This is a genomic window from Hydrogenophaga sp. ANAO-22 (genome assembly GCF_042466645.1).
Lineage (GTDB): Bacteria > Pseudomonadota > Gammaproteobacteria > Burkholderiales > Burkholderiaceae_C > Hydrogenophaga.
The window spans coordinates 4,188,617-4,206,451 of the sequence record NZ_CP159956.1 but is presented as its reverse complement, the minus strand read 5'-3'; the positions used below and the strand labels follow the sequence as shown (position 1 = coordinate 4,206,451).

Below are 17,835 nucleotides of genomic sequence, written 5' to 3'. Positions count from 1 at the left end.
GACCTCAAACCATGAGCCTCATCATTGAGCACGCCGAGCACGTCACCGTGCAGTTTGGCAGCGATACCGCTGCCCGGGACTTTCTGGCCAGCCTTCCGACCACGACCGCGTTCAAGGCAGCGCACTCACCGATACCCGACAACCCTACCCCGCTGGGCGAACCGTTGGTTTCCACGAAGCCGGGCGAGGTGTGGCCCGGCCAAGGCCTGTACGCAGGGATCTGCTGTGCGCCTGATGGGAGGCGCTGGCACTTGTTCGTGCCGCCGGGCGCGAAAGACATGTTCCCCGAAGTGAAGTGGGGCGCCTACGGCACCGAGATCGATGGTGCCAACGACATCTATGACGGCCAGGCAAATACCGCAGCGATGGCGGCCGCCGGCATCGTGCTCGCGGAGGAGGTGCAGAACAGTGCCCTCGGCTGCTACCTCCCGAGCCGTGCAGAAGCGCTGCTCATGTTTGCCACGCTCAAGGACCAGCTCGGCGACGGATCGATGTGGACCAGCACGCAGTGCTCGGCCAGCGGCGCCTGGTACCAGTACTTCGGCTACGGCACCCAGGGCATCAGCAGCAAGGACGCGGAGCTCCGCGCCGTCGCCGTCCGCAGATTGATGCTTTGATCCTTCAGTGCTTCTGACCCCATGAGCCTTCACCACGATTTGCCGATCTACAAGAAGGGGCGCGAACTGCTGCGGCTCGCGTACCTCGTGCAGCTGAGAATGCCGCGCGCCTTCAAGCGCACCCTGGGCGAGAAGATCACGGTGCATTGCACCGAGATGCTCGACCTCATGGCGATGGCCAACGCCACGCAGGGTGCCGAGCGGGCCGGGTACATCCGTCAGTTGCTCGCACGCCAGCGCACGTCCACGGTGCTGCTGCGAGTGTGCTTCGACATGGAGCTCATCTCGCACAAGCTCTGGGCCGATTCGGTCCAGCTGCTCGGCTCCATCGGCAAACAGGGTGGTGGCTGGCTCAAGTCAGTCAACCCGCAACCGGCGCCTGCAGCATGATGGTCAAGGCCTCCATGCCCGTGCGCTCTCTGAATCTGGTCGCGCCCCTGGCTCACAAGGCCACGGACATGCGCACAACGGAGACCGCTGCCCCCGTGCAGGCCCGGTCCGGCGCAGTCGCCTCGCTGATCGGCGCAAGCCTTCGGCCCGGCGATGTGGAAAGCGCGAACACACGCAGTACTCGGCCAACAACGCCTGGTACCAGAACTTCGGCAACGGCAACCAGAACATCAACAACAAGGACGCGGAGCTCCGCGCCGTCGCCGTCCGCAGATTCAGGCCCCTGCAGCTTCTACGACCTGGTGCAAGCGTGGAAGGACTGCTGCGCGAACAAGCGCAACACCGCCAGCGCGCTGGCGTTTGAGGACCGGCTGGAGAGCAACCTGCTCGACCTGCACGACGAACTGTGCAGCGGGCAGTACCGCCCCGGCCGGTCCATTTGTTTCGTGATCACGCGTCCGAAGCCGCGCGAGGTCTGGGCCGCCGCGTTCCGCGATCGCATCGTCCATCACCTCCTGTACAACCGCATCTCGCCCCGCTTTCACGCGCGCTTCGTGGCCACCAGCTGCGCCTGCATTCCAGGCCGCGGCACTCTCGACGCAGCAGAGAAGCTGGAGCACGGCGTGCGTTCCATCACCAGGAACTGGAGCCGCCCCGCCTTCTATCTCAAGTGCGACCTGGCCAACTTCTTCGTCGCGATCCACAAGCAGGTCCTGCGCGACCAGATCGCCGAGCACGTGGTCGAGCCGTGGTGGATGGGTCTCGCCGAGACGATCCTTTTCCACGACCCTCGCGACGACGTGGAGGTGCGCGGCCGCGCGGATCTGTTCGCCCGTGTGCCAGCGCACAAGAGCCTCTTCAACGCGCCTGACCGCACTGGCCTGCCCATTGGCAACCTGAGCAGCCAGTTCTTTGCAAATGTCCATCTCAATGCGCTCGACCAGTTCGCCAAGCACCAGGTGCGCGCACCGCACTATGTGCGATACGTCGACGACTTCATTCTTCTTCACCAGAGCTCGGAATGGTTGAACGAGGCGCGCCAGCGCATCGAGACGTGGCTACCTGAACGCCTGGGCGCTCACCTCAACCCGCGCAAGACCATCCTGCAGCCTGTCTCGCGCGGCATTGACTTCGTAGGCCATGTGATCAGGCCATGGCATCGCACGACGCGCGCGAGGACGGTGGCCAGCGCGGCCGAGCGCCTGCGCACGATGCCGGCGGAGGATCTCTTCGCCAGCGGAAACAGCTACCTCGGCCTTGTCCGCCAGGCCACCCACAGTCACACCGACCAGGCGCGCCTGGCGAACATCCTGCGCGATCGCGGGCATGTCGTCGCCGGCGACCTGGGCAAGATCTTCAGGAGATCCGCATGAAGGCGATCGACCTCTTCGCCGGCGCTGGCGGGTTCAGCACCGGCGCGGCCATGGCAGGTGTGCAGGTGGTGTGGGCGGCCAACCACTGGCCGGCGGCGGTGCAGGTGCACGCAAACAACCATCCAGGCACCATGCACGCCTGTCAGGATCTGGAGCAGGCGGACTGGACCCAGGTGCCCGGCCACGACCTTCTGCTGGCCTCTCCCGCATGTCAGGGACACACCAATGCCCGCGGCAAAGAGCGGCCGCACCACGACGCGCAGCGCGCGACTGCGTGGGCTGTGGTGTCGGCGGCCGAGTGCCACCAGCCAGAGGCGTTCGTGGTGGAGAACGTAAAGGAATTCGCCAAGTGGGCGCTTTACCCAGCGTGGTGCGCAGCCATGCATGCGCTGGGCTACGCGCTGGCGCCGATGGTGCTGGATGCCGCCGACCATGGCGTGGCGCAGCACCGCCGGCGGCTGTTCATCGTCGGCACGCGCTCCAAGCACCCCATCGATCTGCGGCTCGAACAGCACGCGCACGCGCCGGCGTCGAGCGTGATCGACTTCACCGCCGGCCGCTGGAGGCCCATTCATCACCCTCGGCGCTCGAGCGCAACGCTACAACGCATCGAGCGCGCCCGGCCTCGGTTCGGCGAGAGGTTCGTCGCGCCCTACTACGGCAGCGGCAGCGGAGAGACCGGGCGCAGCCTGGACCGCCCGCTAGGCACCATCACCACACTGGACCGCTGGGCCGTCATCGACGGCGAGCGCATGCGCATGCTGAGCGCGGGCGAAGCCCGGGCCGCCATGGGCTTCCCCGACACCTACCAACTCCCGTCGCGCCACAAGGACGCCATGCACATGCTCGGCAATGCCGTGGTTCCGCCCGTCGCGCGCGACGTCATCAATGCACTGAGGGCCGCAGCATGACCACAAACCCACAACATGGTCACCAGGGAGAGCACGTGAGCCAAGCCTGGTTGGATTGGGCCGTTGATCGCTGGCTTGAGTTGCCACCTGAGTCGGCAGAGGCGCGGACCCTGCTCGACGAGATTTTCAGGGAGCAAGCCCGACAAGTATTCCGGCGTGATCCGAGACGGCTGCTCATGCGAGATGTGCTCAAGCGACGAGACCCAACGACGATCAGGAACCGCATCTGGCTGCGCGCGCGTCGACAACTTAGAAAAGCAAAGTTGACCACCGTCACCAGGGCGAACAGCATGAATGGAGGTGCGTGATGCACGGATTCCCCTTCTGGTTCAGCGTGCTGCTGCACCCTTTAACCTGGGCGATTCTGGCCGCTCTGGTGCTCGCCATCGTGATCTTCGGTTGGCGGCGTGCCCTGTTCACCCTGCTGTTGATCCCCGCCGGACTCCTGTGCATCTGGGATCCCCGCAGCCGTTCGCTCTGGAAAAAGTGGTTCAGAAACGGAGGGCTTTGATGAGCACGCGTCTTGCAATCGAGCTCGCTGCGGCGGCCTTTGGCGTCCTGGGCACCGTGCTGCTGGCCTTGAACGGGCCCCACGCGGGCTGGGGTTTCGTGGCCTACCTCGCCAGCAACGCCGGCTGGATCACCTTCGCGTGCATTCACCGGCACTGGGGCCTGCTCGGACAACAGATCGCCTTCACGGTATCGAGCCTGCTGGGGATCTGGGTGTGGTTGCTGAAATGACGATCGGATTCCAAGCCCGAATGATCCGGCAGAAGCTCGCACCGGCGTACTGCGGCGTGGACAGGAACAAGTTCAACGCCGAATTCCGGCCCCACCTCACTGAGGTGCCCCTGGGGCCGAAGAGCCTCGCCTACGACCGCCACGAGCTCGACGAGTTGCTCGACGCGTATATTGCGACCCATGGACGCCCGGGACCGCAAAAGAGAAAGGACGAAATATGCGAACCCGGACAAGAGGAATCCAGCTCAACGATGACGGGAGCCGGACGCTCAACCAGGTCTACAAGGGCCAACGAATCTTCGAGAGACTCGGCAAGGTCAGCCAGGCGGACGCAGAAGCCGAACTCCGGCGAAGGCGAGACGACATCGCCGCGCAGGAGCTTCGAAACGGTGCTGAACGCGTGTGGGCGGATGGCGCGAGGAAGTACCTGATCGAGTGCCAGCAGCGCAAAGCGCGCTCGCTGGACACGATCGCGTACCACGTCGACATCCTGCTGCCCTACATCGGCGACAAGCCGATGTGGGAGGTCTGCACGGAGAGCCTTGAGGAGTTCATCAACGACCGACTGGATGAAGGCGTGAAGAATGCCACCGTCAACAGGTCGCTGGAAGTGGTCCGAACGGTCACGAACCGCGCCGCACGCGTGTGGCGCGATCGAGGCAAGCCCTGGATTGGAGCGGCCCCTCTCATCGAGATGCTGGACGAGGCGGCCCAGGCCCGAGCGCCGAGACCGATCTCGTGGGCAGAGCAGGCGAAACTACTACCGAGGTTGCCTGATCACCTGGCGGAGATGGTGGACTTCACCGTCAACACCGGCGCCCGCGACGAGAACGTGTGCGGCCTGCGGTGGGAATGGGAACGGCCGGTGCCGGAGCTGAAGCGCAGCGTGTTCGTGATCCCGCCCGAGTACTTCAAGACCAACCGCTCACACGTGTTGGTATTGAACGACAGGGCATGGGACATTGCGCAGCGCCAACGTGGAAGGCACCCCGACTATGTGTTCGTTTACAGGCGGGAGCGCGTGAAGAATCTCGACCTCGCGCCGGCGATGCAGTATCACCGGATCGGGACGATGAACACCAACGCGTACCAGGCCGGCCGCAAGGCTGCAGGGCTGGAGACGGTGCGGGTACATGACCTGCGCCACACCTACGGCCAGCGGCTGCGCGATGCCGGCGTGAGCAAGGAAGATCGGGCGTTGCTGCTGGGTCACGCTGTTGAGGACATGCCTGAACACTACGCCACGGCCACCGTGGCGCGGTTGTTGGATGCAGCCAACAGCGTGGCCCAGACGAGAGACCGAACGACCCTGCTTCGCATCGTGAACGGGTGAGAGAGGAACGAAGCGGCTGAGAAAAGTCGCGCAGAAAGTCGCGCAGCAAAGAAAAACGGGTTAACCCTTTTGGAGCTAACCCGTTGTTCTACTTAGTAAAAAGTGGTGCGGCTGGCAGGAATTGAACCCACGACCCCTTGGTTCGTAGCCAAGTACTCTATCCAACTGAGCTACAGCCGCGAAGCCTCGAATTATAGCAGCATTTTTTTGGTAGGCCGTGTTGGACTTGAACCAACGACCAAAGGATTATGAGTCCTCTGCTCTAACCAACTGAGCTAACGGCCCGCCCAAGGATTGTAGGGGGGCTTATTTGTGGTGGCTGAGCGCGTTACCAACCAGCTTGGCCGTGACATCAACAATCTGGATCATGCGCTCGTACGACATGCGCTGGGGGCCGATCACACCCAGCGTGCCCACCACCTGGCCGTCCACCTCATAAGGGGCAGTCACCACAGACAGGTCTTCGTAGGGCACGACCTGGCTTTCACCGCCGATGTAGATGCGCACGCCATCGGCCTGGGCCGACACATCGAGCAAACGGATCAGCTGGGTCTTCTGCTCGAACAGGTCGAACATGCGGCGCAGGTTGCCCATGTCGCTGGAGAACTCGCTGACGGAGAGCAGGTTTCGTTCGCCCGACACCACCACCTCGTCCTGGGCCTCGCTGGCCTCGGCTCCGATATCGACCGCCGCCTTCATGAGATCGGCGATCTCGCCGCGCAGGGCGTCCACCTCGGTCTTGAGGCGCTCGCGCACCGCCTCCATGGTGAGGCCGGAGTAATGGGCATTGAGAAAGTTGGCAGCTTCCAGCAGTTGTGGCTGGGTGAAGTTGACCTGCGTGTGGATGATGCGGTTCTGCACGTCGCCCTCGGGCGACACGATGATCACGAGCACGCGCCGTTCGGACAGGCTGAGGAATTCGATGTGGCGGAACACCGAGGCGCGCCGCGGTGCCATGACCACGCCCACGAACTGCGACAGGTTGGACAGCATCTGCGCGGCGTTGCTGATGACGCGATGTGGCTGCCCCGCCTCGATGCCCGGGGCACCCATGTCGCTCACCGTAGGCAGGCTTTCGCGGCGCACCGTGAGCATGGTGTCCACAAACAGCCGGTAGCCACGGGCCGTGGGGATGCGGCCAGCCGAGGTGTGCGGGCTCGCGATCAGCCCAAGCTCCTCGAGATCGCTCATCACGTTGCGGATGGTGGCCGGCGACAGCTCCATGCCGGCGGCCCTGGCGAGCGTGCGCGAGCCCACGGGCTGGCCGTCGGCGATGTAACGCTCGACGAGGGCTTTGAGCAACAACTTGGCGCGGTCATCCAACATGGCTTCATTCTAAGGACGGATGCCCCCGACGGTACCGCCGACGCACAGGGTTTTATGCCATTCCACCACAGGAAAGCTGTGTTGTAATTTCCGAATGAGCATGTCAACCGACACCCGGTCCACGACCGCCCGATGGAACCGGCCCCTGCGTTTTGCGCATGTCGTCATTGTGGGCAAGTACCACGCACCCGGTGCGCGCAATGCGGTGGACGAGATCGCGCACTTCCTGCACGACGAAGGCTGCGACGTTTCGCTGGAAAAGGAAACCGCCGCCAACACGGGCTTGCTGCAGTATCCGGCGCTCGACGTGCCGGCCATGGGCAAAGCTTGCGACCTCGCCTTGGTGGTCGGCGGCGACGGCACCATGCTCGGCATCGGGCGCCAGCTCGCGCGTTATGGCGTGCCACTGGTGGGCATCAACCAGGGTCGGCTGGGCTTCATCACCGACATTCCTTTTGACAGCTACCAGGAAAAGCTGCGCCCCATGCTGCGCGGCGAGTTCGAGGAAGACGCGCGCGCGCTGATGGCGGCCACGGTCTGGCGCGATGGCCGTTGCGTGTTCGAGGCCACGGCGCTCAACGACGTGGTGGTCAACCGGGGCGGCGTGGCGAGCATGATCGAGTTGCGCGTGGAGGTGGACGGCCATTTCGTGGCCAACCAGCGCGCCGACGGCCTCATCATCGCGTCGCCCACCGGCTCCACCGCCTATGCCCTGTCGGCCGGTGGCCCCCTGCTCCACCCCGGCATCGGCGGCTGGGTGATGGTGCCGATTGCGCCACACACGCTGTCCAACCGGCCGGTGGTGATTCCTTCGCACAGCGAGATCGCGGTGGAGATCGTCTCGGGTCGCGACGCCAGCGCCAACTTCGACATGCAGACGCTCACCAGCCTGCTGCATGGCGACCGCATCGTGGTGCGCCGCTCCGAACATGCGCTGCGCTTGCTGCACCCGGTGGGCTGGACCTACTTCGACACCTTGCGCAAAAAGCTGCACTGGAACGAAGGGGCCTGAAAGCCCGGTCAGAATAGCGGCTGCGCTCCCATTTCATCAACGCCGCGCCTCTTACACCCATGAGCCTCAGACGCATCGTTTTGCGCGACTTCGTCATCGTGCAGTCCCTCGAACTGGAGCTCGGCTCCGGCTTTGGTGTGCTCACCGGGGAAACGGGCGCCGGCAAGTCCATCCTGATCGACGCCCTGCAGCTCGCGCTGGGCGCGCGCGCGGAAAGCGGCGTGGTGCGCGAAGGTGCGGCGCGCTGCGACATCGCGGCCGAGTTCGATGCCCCCGCTTCGCTCACGCCGTGGCTGGAGGAACAGGGATTTCCCGTCGAAGACGGCCTGCTGCTGCGCCGCACCGTGGACACCGAGGGCCGCAGTCGGGCCTGGATCAATGGCAGCGCGGCCACCGTGACCCAGCTCAAGGCCCTGGCCGATGGCCTGGTGGACATTCACGGCCAGCACGCCTGGCAAAGCCTCACGCGCGCCGATGCGGTGCGCGACCTGCTCGACGCCTACGCCGGCATCGACACCGCGCCAGCGGCCCGGGCCTGGGCACAGTGGCGCCAACGCCGCAAGGCGCTGGACGCCGCCACCGAAAAACAGGCCACGCTGCAGCAGGAAAGCGAACGCCTTGCCTGGCAGATCGCGGAACTCGACAAGCTGGGCCCTCAGCCGGGTGAATGGGAAGAGCTCAATACCCAGCACAGCCGGCTGGCCAACGCCCAGGGCCTGCTGGACGCCGCCCAGGTCGCCGCGAACGCGCTGGACGAAGACGATACCAACGCCGCCGCCCTGATCCACCGCGCACTCTCGGCCCTTCAGGCGCAGGCCCACATCGAGCCGCAGTTCGCCAGCGCCATCGAAGCGCTGGAGGCCGCGCTCGCTCAGGTGCAGGACACCGTGCACAGCCTGCACCAGTACAGCCGCCACACCGAACAGGACCCCGCCAGCCTGGAAGTGCTGGACCAGCGCCTGTCGCTCTGGGTCTCGCTGGCGCGGCGCTACCGCCGCACCCCGGAAGAGCTGGCCGAGGTGCACGCGCAATGGAAGGCCGAACTCGCCCAGGTGGATCAGGCGCTGGACATCGAAGCTCTGCAACGCGCCGAGCGCGCCGACTGGAAAACCTTTGGCACCGCCTTGCAGGCCATCAGCAAGGAACGGCAGAAGGCCGCGCCCAAACTGTCCAAGGCCGTCACCGCCACCATGCAGACGCTGGGCATGCAAGGCGGAGTGTTCGAAGTGACCTTGCTGCCGCTGGAAGAACCGCAGGCCCAGGGCGCGGAGCAGGTCGAGTTCCGCGTCGCCGGCCACGCGGGCGCCACACCCAAGCCGGTCGGCAAGGTGGCTTCGGGCGGTGAGCTGTCTCGCATCGCCCTGGCCATCTCGGTCGTCACCAGCCGCTTGGGCCAGGCGCCCACGCTGATCTTCGACGAGGTGGACTCGGGCATCGGTGGGGCCGTGGCCCACACCGTGGGCCAGTTGCTGCGCCAACTCGGCAAGGACCGCCAGGTGCTCGCCGTGACCCACCTGCCCCAGGTGGCCGCTTGCGCCGACCACCACCTGCTCGTGAGCAAGCAGGCCGTGGGTCGCCAGACCCAGAGCACCGTCGAGCCCATCGCCACCGACGCGCGCGTGCGCGAACTCGCCCGCATGCTGGGCGGTGGCGAACAGTCCGAAATCTCGCTGGCGCATGCCCGCGAAATGCTGGCCGTGTGAAGAACGCAGCCGCCGCCATGAACCCGATTGACGACACCCCGATCCACCTGGTCCTGATCACCGGCATGTCCGGCTCGGGCAAATCGGTGGCGCTCACCGCGCTCGAAGACGTGGGCTTCTACTGCGTGGACAACCTGCCACCCGAATTGCTCGAGTCCTTCATCGAACTGGAGCAGAGCAACCAGGCACCCCGGGTGGCCATCGCCATGGATGTGCGCAGTGCCGCCTCGCTGCCGGGCCTGCCCAGACGCCTGGCCCAGCTGCAGCGCCGCGCCCACCGGCCGGTGCACCTCACCACGGTGTTCCTGGACGCCACCACCGACACGCTGGTGCGCCGCTTCTCGGAAACGCGCCGCCTGCACCCCCTCTCGCTCAAGCAGGCCCACGACCAGCACCGCGCGCTGACCGACGCGATCGAACACGAACGCGAGCTGCTGGCCGAATTGCGAGAGCAGGCGCTCGTGCTCGACACCAGCCTGATCCGTCCCACGCGCCTGCGCAGCCAGATCAAGGACCTGCTCGGTGCGACACAGGCGCCCCTGACGCTGGTGTTCGAGTCCTTCGCGTTCAAGCGCGGCATTCCCATGGACGCCGACTTCGTGTTCGACGTGCGCATGCTGCCCAACCCGCACTACGAACCCGAACTCAAACCCTTGAGCGGGCTTGATGCCCCGGTGGCCGCGTACCTCGCGGCCCAGCCCGAGGTGGGGCAGATGGAAGAGCAGATCACCACCTTCCTGCGCCACTGGCTGCCACAGATGCTGCGCGACCACCGCAGCTACGTGACGGTGGCGATCGGCTGCACCGGCGGCCAGCACCGCTCGGTGTACCTGGTGGAGCGGCTGGCCGACACCTTCGCGCCCGACTGGTTCACGCGCGTGCGCCACCGCGAAGACGACAACTGGCCCGGGCCGGCGAGCCAGGCGGCTGAGCTGAGTTAACTCAAGGCCGACAACAGCTGGCGCACAGGCGTCGGCAGACCGTGGTCGATCAAGGCGCCTGCGGGCACCCATTGGCCTTCGGGCAAACCGTCCGACTCTTGACCTTCCCGCAGATCCAGCAGCAAGGGGTGCAGGCGCAACTCCCGGTGGGTAAGGCTGTGCGACACCGGCTCGAGCGGCTGCAGCCGCCGGGCAAACCCGGATGACAGCGACGCCTGCAAGGCCGGCTCATCGGCGAACACGGGTGGGCAGTACAGCCCGGCCCAGATGCCGGGTGCGGGCCGGCGCTCCAGCCAGAAGGCTTGTTGCCCATCGGCACCGGTGCCCCGCACCAGCAACAGCCACCAGTTCTCGAAACGGCGTGCCACACGGCGGGTCTTGACCGGGAAGCGCGAAATCTGATCCGTCCCGTGCGCGCGGCACATCATCTGCACCGGGCAGCGCCCGCACAGCGGCTTGGTGCGCTGACACACCGTCGCGCCCAGGTCCATCAAACCCTGCGTGTAGGCCGTCATGTCCTCGCGCGTGGGGGCTTCCGGCAACAAGGCCTGGGCGAGTGACCAGAGTTCGCGCTGTGGCCCGGCCTGCGCCAGGTCGCCTTCGAAGGCGAGCAGGCGCGACAACACCCGGCGCACATTCCCATCGAGGATGGAGATGCGCTCGCCGTGGCAGAACGCCGCGATCGCCGCGGCGGTGGAGGCACCGATGCCCGGCAGGGTCTCAAGTTGCTCGGCCGTATCGGGGAACACACCGTGGTGGTCCCTCACCACCGCCTGCGCGCAGCGGTGCAGGTTGCGCGCACGGCTGTAGTAGCCCAGGCCGCTCCACAGCGCCATCACGTCATCGGGCAAGGCCGCGGCCAGGGCGCGCACGTCGGGGAAGCGCTCCAGGAAACGGGGGTAGTAGGACAGCACGGTGCTGACCTGGGTCTGCTGCAGCATGACCTCCGACAGCCACACCCGGTAGGGATCTCGGGTGTTCTGCCAGGGCAGGCCACTGCGGCCCGAATGGCGCTGCCATTCGATGAGCCGGGGTGCAAAAGTGATGGGCAGTGCCGCCCCCACGGGGTCCACCGAAATCGCCTCGGCGCTCATGCCGCGAGCGCTTCGTCGGAGGGTTCTTCTTCGGGTGCGGCCAGCAGGTGGTCAGTGAGCTCGGCCAGTTTAACGTCGAGCTGATTCAGCTCGGCCTGGTGCGATTGCAGCTCCCGGATGCGTTCGTCCAGACCACCAGCGGCCTGCTGGATGCGCGACACGGCCTCGATGCGCCGGCTGAAATTGCGGCGGCGCTCGCGCAACTGCGCGTCGAGCTGGGCGGCGGCGGATTTGTTCCACAGCTCCACCTCGTTGACCGCGGTGTCGTACACCACGCGAAGCCGGCTCATGAGCGCACGCGCCAGGCGCTCGGCAAACTCGGGCTGCGCCAGGCGCAGCGCGTTGCCCAGGCTGAGGTACTGCAGGTGGCTTTTCTCGATCAGGTCGAGGTCTTTCACGTACTGTCCCAGGCGCGGCGGCGTGGGCGCCTGCAGCGAGAAACCGTACTCGGCATTGAGGTTCTTGAAGCTGCCTTCCAGCATGGACTGGATGTCACCCGCCATGCGATCGGCCTTGCCCATGTCGGTGCGCAGGCGGTCGAAGGTGTGGTCGTAGGCGCGGCGCACGCCCAGCTTGATGCCGGGCTGCTTCAAGGCCTTGCCCAGGGTCGCCACCTCGGCCTTGAGATGGGAAGAGCTGAGCATGGCGAACAGGTCCTTGAGCAGGCGCAGGTGCACCGAGCGCACCGCCTGGATCTTGGCACCGCTCGCATCGAAGTCGGCCTGCTCCTGCTCGATGCGCAGGCGCATCTGCTTGATCACACCGGTGTTCTTGCCGCGCAAGCCTTCGAGTTCCTGGATCTGCTCCACCAGGTCGCGCGCTCGGGTGTGCACCATGCGGCCGGTTTCCGAGCGAAGCGCCTGGATGCCATTGGCCACGGCCGCGCCCAGGATCTTGCGGCGCTGACCCAGCAGATCCACGCCCAGAGCGGTCTCCAGCTCCATCAGGTTGCTGGCCGCCAGCAGCTTCTTGTCGCGGTGCACCTTGGCCAGCAGGCCCTTCTGCGCCGACACCGCCAGCACCTGGCGCGGCGACAGGCCAAGGATCTCGGCTGAGTCGGTGCGCTGCGAAGCGATCTGCAACTGCACCTGCTCGGGCGAGCTCAGTGCGTCCCACATGGTGTCGATCTTGTTGAGCACCACCAGCCGGGACTCGCGCCCCTCGCCCAGCACCGCAAGGTGCTGGCGCCAGATGGTCAGGTCGGACTTGGTCACGCCGGTGTCGGCCGCGAGGATGAACACCACCGCGTGCGCCTGCGGCAGCAGGCTCACGGTGAGCTCCGGTTCGGCGCCGATGGCGTTGAGGCCCGGGGTGTCGAGAATCACCAGGCCTTGCTTGAGCAAGGGGTGCGCCATGTTGATCAAGGCATGCCGCCATTTCGGCACCTCGATCAGGCCGTCCGGGCCAGGCAAGGGGTTGTCTTCGGGCACCTCGTCGTGCCAGAACCCCAGCGCCGCCGCTTCCGCCTGCGTCACGCGGCGCACCTCGGCCACTTTCTGGATCGCGCGCGCCAGCTGCTTGGGGTCGTTCACGTCGAGATCGACCCGCTCCCACTTCTCCAGCGCATTGCGCCAGTCCAGCAGGGATTGCGGCTGCAGGCGGGTTTCGATGGGCAGCAGGCGCAGGCACGGCGGCACTTCCGCGTCATAGCCCAGCTCGGTGGGGCACATGGTGGTGCGCCCGGCGCTGGCGGGCATGATGCGACGGCCATAACCGGCGAAGAACACCGCGTTGATCAGCTCGGACTTGCCGCGCGAGAACTCGGCCACGAAGGCCACCATGATCTTGTCGTTCTTGACCTGCGCATGCAGCTGGTCGAGGCGCTCGCGCACGCCGGACTCCATGAGGTCGTGGTCGGTCAACCATTCGGACAACAGCTTCAGGCGCAAGGCAAACTGCTTGCGCCACACACCGTGCTGATCGAATTCCTGGTTGAAGCTCATGGGCCTTGTGTCTCTGTCAATGGGTCAATATAGCATCGGCACACAGGAGAAAGCTGACCGGTCGGAAAGACCGACAGCCGGGCGCCCGGGCACAAAACCGCACCGCTGGCGCGTCACTTTTTCTGACACACGGGGCAGAAGAATGTGGACCGTTGGCCCTGCCGCATCGCCTTGACCGGCGTCCCGCAGACCCGGCAGGGCTGGCCCTCGCGGCCATAGACCATGGCATCGAGCTGGAAGTAGCCGCTCTGCCCTTCGGCACTGGAGAAGTCGCGCAAGGTGCTGCCTCCCAACGCCACCGCTCGCTGCAACACCGACACAATGGCCGCGTGCAGCCGCGCCGCGCGGGGCTTGCTCAGGCGATCGGCGCGCAGCGCGGGGTGAATGCCCGACATGAACAGCGCCTCCGACGCATAGATGTTGCCCACGCCCACGACGATGTCGCCCGCCATCAGCACCTGCTTGATGGCGGAGCGCCGCAGCTTCAGGGCCCGGTGGAAACTCACTGCGTCGAAGCCGATCTCCAGGGGCTCGACCCCCAGGCCGCCCAGCAGCTTGAGCACCCGGGCGTCCTCCAGAGACGGGGCATAGACCACCGCACCAAAGCGGCGCGGATCGTGCAGGCGCAGCACCCCGTGGCTGGTCAACAGTTCGAAGTGGTCGTGCACGCCGCGCGGCGGCAGGCTGGGAGCGAACTGCAGGCTGCCCGACATGCCCAGGTGCAGCAGCAACACCCCCTCGTCCAGATGCACCAGAAGGTACTTGCCGCGCCGCGCCACCGAGCGCACCTGACGCCCGGCCAGGCTCGAAGGCTCACAGCCCAGGGGCCAGCGCAGCGGCTTGCCCAGGGAAAGAGCGCGCACCTGGGCGCCCGCGATGCGGTCGGCAAAGCTGCGGCGCGTGACTTCGACTTCGGGCAATTCGGGCATGGTGGGTGGTTTTTCTGCAGGGGGCCGGAACGCCGGTGCGGTCTTGGGGTCACACCCCCGTGCCCCTGAACCCTTCCCATTATCATGACCCGATGAACACCTTGCACCGCACCGCGACCCTGGTTCTCTTGGGCTTGGCTTTTGGCGCGGCCGCGCAGCCTGCCCCACCGGCCGCGCCACCCGCAGCCGCCGCCCAGCCCCCCGCAAGCGGGCCCGCCGTGGTCAATTCGGCCCTCAACGCGCCCCTCTTCTACCAACTGCTGCTGGGCGAACTCAATGTCAGCGCGGGTGAGCCGGGCACGGGCTATTCGCTCATCCTGGACGCGGCACGCCGCCAGAAGGATCCGGAGCTGTACCGGCGCGCGGTGGATGTGGCCTTGCAGGCCCGCTCGGGCGAGGCCGCGCTGACCGCGGCGCGCGCCTGGGCCCAGGAAATTCCGAACAGCCCGGAAGCCAACCGCTTCGTGCTGCAGATCCTGCTGGCGCTCAACCGCGTGGGCGAGACCGGCCCGGTGCTGCAGGCCATCCTGCAAGCCAGCCCGGTGACCGAGCGCAACGACACCATCAATGCCATCCCACAAACCTACGGGCGCATTGCCGACAAGGCCCTGGCCGCGACCGTGGTGCGCGAGGCCCTGGCGCCCTCGCTCAAACAACCCTTCCATGCCGCGGCGGCCTGGACCACCGTGGGCCGCATGGAGCTGGCGCAGGACCAGTTGCCCCCGGCCCTCGCGGCGGCGCGCGAAGGCCATGCGATCGATCCTGCATCGCCCTACCCGGCCCTGCTCGCGCTGGAATTGATGGAGCGCGGGCAAAACGACGCCGAGGCCATCGTGCGGCAACAGCTGCAGACCGGCAATGCCGCCACGCCGGGCGACACCGCCGTGGCGCTGGCCTATGCCCGCATCCTGGTGGACCTGCAACGCAACAGCGAAGCGCGTGCGCAACTCGAAGCGCTCACCGCGCGCCAACCCGACCAGGCTGAGCCCTGGTTGCTGCTGGCCTCGCTGCAGGCGCAAGACAACGCGTTGGCGCCCGCCACGGCGTCGCTGCAGAAGTACATGGCGCTGGCGCGCCAGTCGGGCGACGAGCGCACCGCGCGCGGCCTGACGCAGGCCTACCTGCTGATGGCGCAGATCGCGGAAAAGCAGAACGACTTTCCCGCGGCCAATGCCTGGCTGGACCGCATCGAGAACGCCGACGACATCATGGCCGCCCAGATGCGGCGCGCCTCGCTGCTGGCCCGCCAGGGCCAGTTGCCCCAGGCCCGCGCGCTGTTGCGCGGCCAGCCCGAGCGCCGGCCCGAAGACGTGCGCCTCAAGCTGGTCGCCGAAGCGCAGTTGCTGCGCGACTTCAAGGCCTACCAGCAGTCCTACGAGGTCTACAACGAGGCCGCCACCCGCTTCCCTGAAGACACCGACTTGATCTACGACCAGGCCATGATGGCCGAGAAGGCCGGGAAACTGGCCGACATGGAGCGCCTGCTGCGCCAGCTGATCGCCCTCAAGCCCGACTACCACCACGCCTACAACGCGCTGGGCTACTCGCTGGCCGAGCGCAACATGCGCCTGCCGGAAGCCAAACAACTGATCGAGAAGGCGGTCTCGCTCGCGCCGGGCGATGCCTACATCCAGGACAGCCTGGGCTGGGTCGAGTTCCGCATGGGCAACAACGCGCGCGCCCTGTCCATCCTGCAGGCCGCCTACGGCAAACGGCCCGACCCGGAAATCGCCGCGCACCTGGGTGAGGTGCTGTGGGTGCAAGGCCAGCGCGAGCAGGCGCTGAAGATCTGGCGCGAAGGCCTGCTTCTCGCGGCCGACAACGAAACCCTGCAGGCCACCCTCAAACGCCTGCAAGTCAAACCATGACCGTGCGGGCTTTCCCCTGGCCCAGGCTGCAGGGCCGCTTGGGCGTGCTGGCCTTGGCCGCCGTGCTCTCGGCTTGCGCCACACCGCCTCGCTCGGCACTGCCTGGCGAAACGGTGTGGAGCGGCCGCCTGTCCCTTCAAGTCGACAGCGCGCCACCCCAGTCGTTTTCCGCCGCTTTCGACCTGCGCGGCGCCCCCGCCGAAGGCGAGCTGCAACTCACCTCGCCCCTGGGCAACACGCTGGCGACCGTGGTGTGGACGCCCCAGAGCGCCGAGTTGCGCCAGGGCGGCCAGGTCACCCGGCGCGGCAACCTGGACGAGCTCACCACCGAACTCAGCGGCACGGCGGTGCCGGTCGCGGCGCTGTTCGGCTGGCTGCGCGGCGAGCAAGGCGATGTGCCCGGTTGGCAGGCCGATCTGTCGCGTCAGGCCGAAGGCCGCATCACGGCACGCCGCTCCACCCCCTTGCCCACCGCCGAACTGCGCGTCGTCTTCCAGCCATGACCTCCCACGCCCCCGTGCGGCGCCTGCTGGACGTGCCTGCGCCCGCCAAGCTCAACCTCTTTCTGCACATCACCGGCCGACGGGCCGACGGTTACCACCTGTTGCAGTCCATCTTCATGCTGGTGGACTGGTGCGACCACCTGCATTTCGAGCGCCGGGCCGATGGCGCGATCAGCCGCGAGGACCTCACACCCGGCCACCTGCCGACCGAAGACCTGTCTGTGCGGGCCGCACGGGCCCTGCAACAGGCCACCGGCTGTGCTCACGGCGTGCACATCGGCCTGGAAAAACGCCTGCCCGCCGAGGCCGGCATGGGCGGCGGCTCCTCGGACGCGGCCACAACCCTGCTGGCCCTGAACCGGCTCTGGGGGCTGGGGTTGAAGCGGTCGCAGCTGGCGGCAATCGGTTTGCAACTGGGCGCCGACGTGCCGTTTTTCATCGGCGGGCGCAACGCCTGGGTGGAAGGCGTGGGCGAGCAGCTCACCCCCGTGGCCCTGTCGCCCACCCGCTTCCTCGTGGTCAAGCCACCCACGGGCGCCTCCACCCAACGCATCTTTGGCTCGCCCGAGCTCAAACGCGACACAAAAACTGCTACAATCCAAGGCTTTGCTGCAAATGACTCGCGTGAAGGCGCGGTGATCGATCTCCAGAAAGTTCTGGCCTTCGGACACAACGATCTTCAACCCGTGGCGCAGGCGCTCTGTCCCGATGTGGGGCATTGCATTCGATGGCTCGACAGCCATGGATTGCAAGGGCGAATGACCGGATCGGGAACCGCGGTGTTTGCACAGCTGCCGCAGGCAGTGGACCTGACAGACGCCCCCGGCGACTGGATGGTTCGAGAATGCGGCAACATGGATGCACATCCATTGCTCGACTGGTGCACCGATTAGAATCGGCAGCGCACAGCCCAGGCAGTGGTTGCGCAACCTGCGACGTTTTTGGTTGGTTGTTCGGCATCACGCCGAACCATTGACCTGCGTAGGGGAGTCGCCAAGTTGGTAAAGGCACTGGATTTTGATTCCAGCATGCGAGGGTTCGAGTCCTTCCTCCCCTGCCACCCTGTTTCAACACATCAAGCACCGGAACGGCCACCCCCGGGTGGCCTTTTTTGACGGCGATCTTCTGGATCCGTCGTTCAGACAGCTGGG

17 protein-coding genes and 3 tRNA genes are annotated in these 17,835 nt (G+C 66.4%); 14 read left to right on the top strand and 6 right to left on the bottom strand.

The window, feature by feature from the left end; all coding sequences use genetic code 11:
* Positions 1–11 precede the first annotated feature (11 nt).
* The 7 genes from ABSY19_RS20250 (at position 12) to ABSY19_RS20220 (ending at position 5,365) form a co-directional block, all read left to right on the top strand.
* Entirely contained in the window at positions 12–617 is a 606-nt protein-coding gene (locus tag ABSY19_RS20250) for a hypothetical protein (protein ID WP_382155332.1), read from the top strand.
* A 21-nt stretch (positions 618–638) separates the two neighbouring features.
* A complete protein-coding gene (locus tag ABSY19_RS20245; protein WP_382155329.1) occupies positions 639–1,007 on the top strand; it encodes a four helix bundle protein in 369 nt (122 codons plus the stop codon).
* A gap of 302 nt (positions 1,008–1,309) precedes the next feature.
* Positions 1,310–2,380, top strand: a complete 1,071-nt coding sequence (locus ABSY19_RS20240; protein WP_382155326.1) for an RNA-directed DNA polymerase — start codon at positions 1,310–1,312, stop codon at positions 2,378–2,380.
* Positions 2,377–3,291, top strand: coding sequence for a DNA cytosine methyltransferase (locus tag ABSY19_RS20235; protein ID WP_382155323.1), 915 nt, complete (start codon positions 2,377–2,379; stop codon positions 3,289–3,291). Before ABSY19_RS20240 ends, ABSY19_RS20235 begins: the two co-directional genes overlap by 4 nt.
* Positions 3,292–3,598: 307 nt before the next feature.
* The gene (locus tag ABSY19_RS20230; protein WP_382155321.1) at positions 3,599–3,802 is read left to right on the top strand and encodes a hypothetical protein; all 204 of its coding nucleotides are present in this window, start codon (positions 3,599–3,601) and stop codon (positions 3,800–3,802) included.
* On the top strand, positions 3,802–4,032 hold the full coding sequence (locus ABSY19_RS20225; RefSeq protein WP_382155318.1) for a hypothetical protein: 231 nt from the start codon (positions 3,802–3,804) through the stop codon (positions 4,030–4,032). The genes ABSY19_RS20230 and ABSY19_RS20225 overlap by 1 nt, the downstream gene beginning before the upstream one ends.
* Before the next feature lie 217 nt (positions 4,033–4,249).
* Positions 4,250–5,365 carry a tyrosine-type recombinase/integrase gene (locus ABSY19_RS20220; RefSeq protein WP_382155315.1) on the top strand — a complete coding sequence of 372 codons (1,116 nt, stop codon included), beginning with the start codon at positions 4,250–4,252 and terminating at the stop codon, positions 5,363–5,365.
* A 103-nt stretch (positions 5,366–5,468) separates the two neighbouring features.
* Here the strand turns inward: ABSY19_RS20220 and ABSY19_RS20215 are convergent.
* The 3 genes from ABSY19_RS20215 to hrcA form a co-directional block, all read right to left on the bottom strand.
* Positions 5,469–5,545, bottom strand: a tRNA-Arg gene (locus ABSY19_RS20215).
* A gap of 28 nt (positions 5,546–5,573) precedes the next feature.
* A tRNA-Ile gene (locus ABSY19_RS20210) sits at positions 5,574–5,650 on the bottom strand.
* 21 nt (positions 5,651–5,671) lie between these two features.
* Complete coding sequence (gene hrcA, locus ABSY19_RS20205) at positions 5,672–6,691, bottom strand: heat-inducible transcriptional repressor HrcA (protein ID WP_382155312.1); 1,020 nt, start codon at positions 6,689–6,691, stop codon at positions 5,672–5,674.
* Between the two features lie 100 nt (positions 6,692–6,791).
* Here hrcA and ABSY19_RS20200 point away from each other — a divergent pair, with 100 nt between their 5' ends.
* The 3 genes from ABSY19_RS20200 to rapZ are packed head-to-tail and all read left to right on the top strand — an operon-like array spanning position 6,792 to position 10,347.
* Positions 6,792–7,703 carry an NAD kinase gene (locus ABSY19_RS20200; RefSeq protein ID WP_297394066.1) on the top strand — a complete coding sequence of 304 codons (912 nt, stop codon included), beginning with the start codon at positions 6,792–6,794 and terminating at the stop codon, positions 7,701–7,703.
* Between the two features lie 59 nt (positions 7,704–7,762).
* Positions 7,763–9,406, top strand: a complete 1,644-nt coding sequence (gene recN / locus ABSY19_RS20195; protein ID WP_382155310.1) for a DNA repair protein RecN — start codon at positions 7,763–7,765, stop codon at positions 9,404–9,406.
* A gap of 17 nt (positions 9,407–9,423) precedes the next feature.
* Entirely contained in the window at positions 9,424–10,347 is a 924-nt protein-coding gene (gene rapZ / locus ABSY19_RS20190) for an RNase adapter RapZ (RefSeq protein ID WP_382155307.1), read from the top strand.
* Here rapZ and mutY read toward each other — a convergent pair.
* From mutY to mutM, 3 genes are all read right to left on the bottom strand, one after another.
* A complete protein-coding gene (mutY, locus tag ABSY19_RS20185; RefSeq protein ID WP_382155304.1) occupies positions 10,344–11,441 on the bottom strand; it encodes an A/G-specific adenine glycosylase in 1,098 nt (365 codons plus the stop codon). The two genes, rapZ and mutY, sit on opposite strands and share 4 nt — an antisense overlap.
* Entirely contained in the window at positions 11,438–13,384 is a 1,947-nt protein-coding gene (locus tag ABSY19_RS20180) for a dynamin family protein (protein WP_382155301.1), read from the bottom strand. The genes mutY and ABSY19_RS20180 overlap by 4 nt, the downstream gene beginning before the upstream one ends.
* 113 nt (positions 13,385–13,497) lie before the next feature.
* On the bottom strand, positions 13,498–14,313 hold the full coding sequence (mutM, locus tag ABSY19_RS20175; RefSeq protein WP_382155298.1) for a bifunctional DNA-formamidopyrimidine glycosylase/DNA-(apurinic or apyrimidinic site) lyase: 816 nt from the start codon (positions 14,311–14,313) through the stop codon (positions 13,498–13,500).
* Positions 14,314–14,405: 92 nt separating this feature from the next.
* On the opposite strand from mutM, the gene ABSY19_RS20170 reads away from it, so the two are divergent.
* The 4 genes from ABSY19_RS20170 to ABSY19_RS20155 all read left to right on the top strand — a co-directional run bounded on the left by ABSY19_RS20170 (position 14,406) and on the right by ABSY19_RS20155 (position 17,744).
* A complete protein-coding gene (locus ABSY19_RS20170) occupies positions 14,406–16,181 on the top strand; it encodes a tetratricopeptide repeat protein (RefSeq protein WP_382155295.1) in 1,776 nt (591 codons plus the stop codon).
* The gene (locus ABSY19_RS20165; RefSeq protein ID WP_382155292.1) at positions 16,178–16,684 is read left to right on the top strand and encodes a lipoprotein insertase outer membrane protein LolB; all 507 of its coding nucleotides are present in this window, start codon (positions 16,178–16,180) and stop codon (positions 16,682–16,684) included. Before ABSY19_RS20170 ends, ABSY19_RS20165 begins: the two co-directional genes overlap by 4 nt.
* A gap of 14 nt (positions 16,685–16,698) precedes the next feature.
* Positions 16,699–17,577, top strand: a complete 879-nt coding sequence (ispE, locus tag ABSY19_RS20160; protein ID WP_382163885.1) for a 4-(cytidine 5'-diphospho)-2-C-methyl-D-erythritol kinase — start codon at positions 16,699–16,701, stop codon at positions 17,575–17,577.
* Positions 17,578–17,667: 90 nt separating this feature from the next.
* A tRNA-Gln gene (locus tag ABSY19_RS20155) sits at positions 17,668–17,744 on the top strand.
* Positions 17,745–17,835 lie beyond the last annotated feature (91 nt).

Coding starts and splice junctions, on each gene's coding strand:
- ABSY19_RS20250 (WP_382155332.1), top strand. CDS start 12: ATGAGCCTCATCATTGAGCACGCCGAGCACGTCACCGTGCAGTTTGGC.
- ABSY19_RS20245 (WP_382155329.1), top strand. CDS start 639: ATGAGCCTTCACCACGATTTGCCGATCTACAAGAAGGGGCGCGAACTG.
- ABSY19_RS20235 (WP_382155323.1), top strand. CDS start 2,377: ATGAAGGCGATCGACCTCTTCGCCGGCGCTGGCGGGTTCAGCACCGGC.
- ABSY19_RS20230 (WP_382155321.1), top strand. CDS start 3,599: ATGCACGGATTCCCCTTCTGGTTCAGCGTGCTGCTGCACCCTTTAACC.
- ABSY19_RS20225 (WP_382155318.1), top strand. CDS start 3,802: ATGAGCACGCGTCTTGCAATCGAGCTCGCTGCGGCGGCCTTTGGCGTC.
- ABSY19_RS20220 (WP_382155315.1), top strand. CDS start 4,250: ATGCGAACCCGGACAAGAGGAATCCAGCTCAACGATGACGGGAGCCGG.
- hrcA (WP_382155312.1), bottom strand. CDS start 6,691: ATGTTGGATGACCGCGCCAAGTTGTTGCTCAAAGCCCTCGTCGAGCGT.
- ABSY19_RS20200 (WP_297394066.1), top strand. CDS start 6,792: ATGTCAACCGACACCCGGTCCACGACCGCCCGATGGAACCGGCCCCTG.
- recN (WP_382155310.1), top strand. CDS start 7,763: ATGAGCCTCAGACGCATCGTTTTGCGCGACTTCGTCATCGTGCAGTCC.
- rapZ (WP_382155307.1), top strand. CDS start 9,424: ATGAACCCGATTGACGACACCCCGATCCACCTGGTCCTGATCACCGGC.
- mutY (WP_382155304.1), bottom strand. CDS start 11,441: ATGAGCGCCGAGGCGATTTCGGTGGACCCCGTGGGGGCGGCACTGCCC.
- ABSY19_RS20180 (WP_382155301.1), bottom strand. CDS start 13,384: ATGAGCTTCAACCAGGAATTCGATCAGCACGGTGTGTGGCGCAAGCAG.
- mutM (WP_382155298.1), bottom strand. CDS start 14,313: ATGCCCGAATTGCCCGAAGTCGAAGTCACGCGCCGCAGCTTTGCCGAC.
- ABSY19_RS20170 (WP_382155295.1), top strand. CDS start 14,406: ATGAACACCTTGCACCGCACCGCGACCCTGGTTCTCTTGGGCTTGGCT.
- ABSY19_RS20165 (WP_382155292.1), top strand. CDS start 16,178: ATGACCGTGCGGGCTTTCCCCTGGCCCAGGCTGCAGGGCCGCTTGGGC.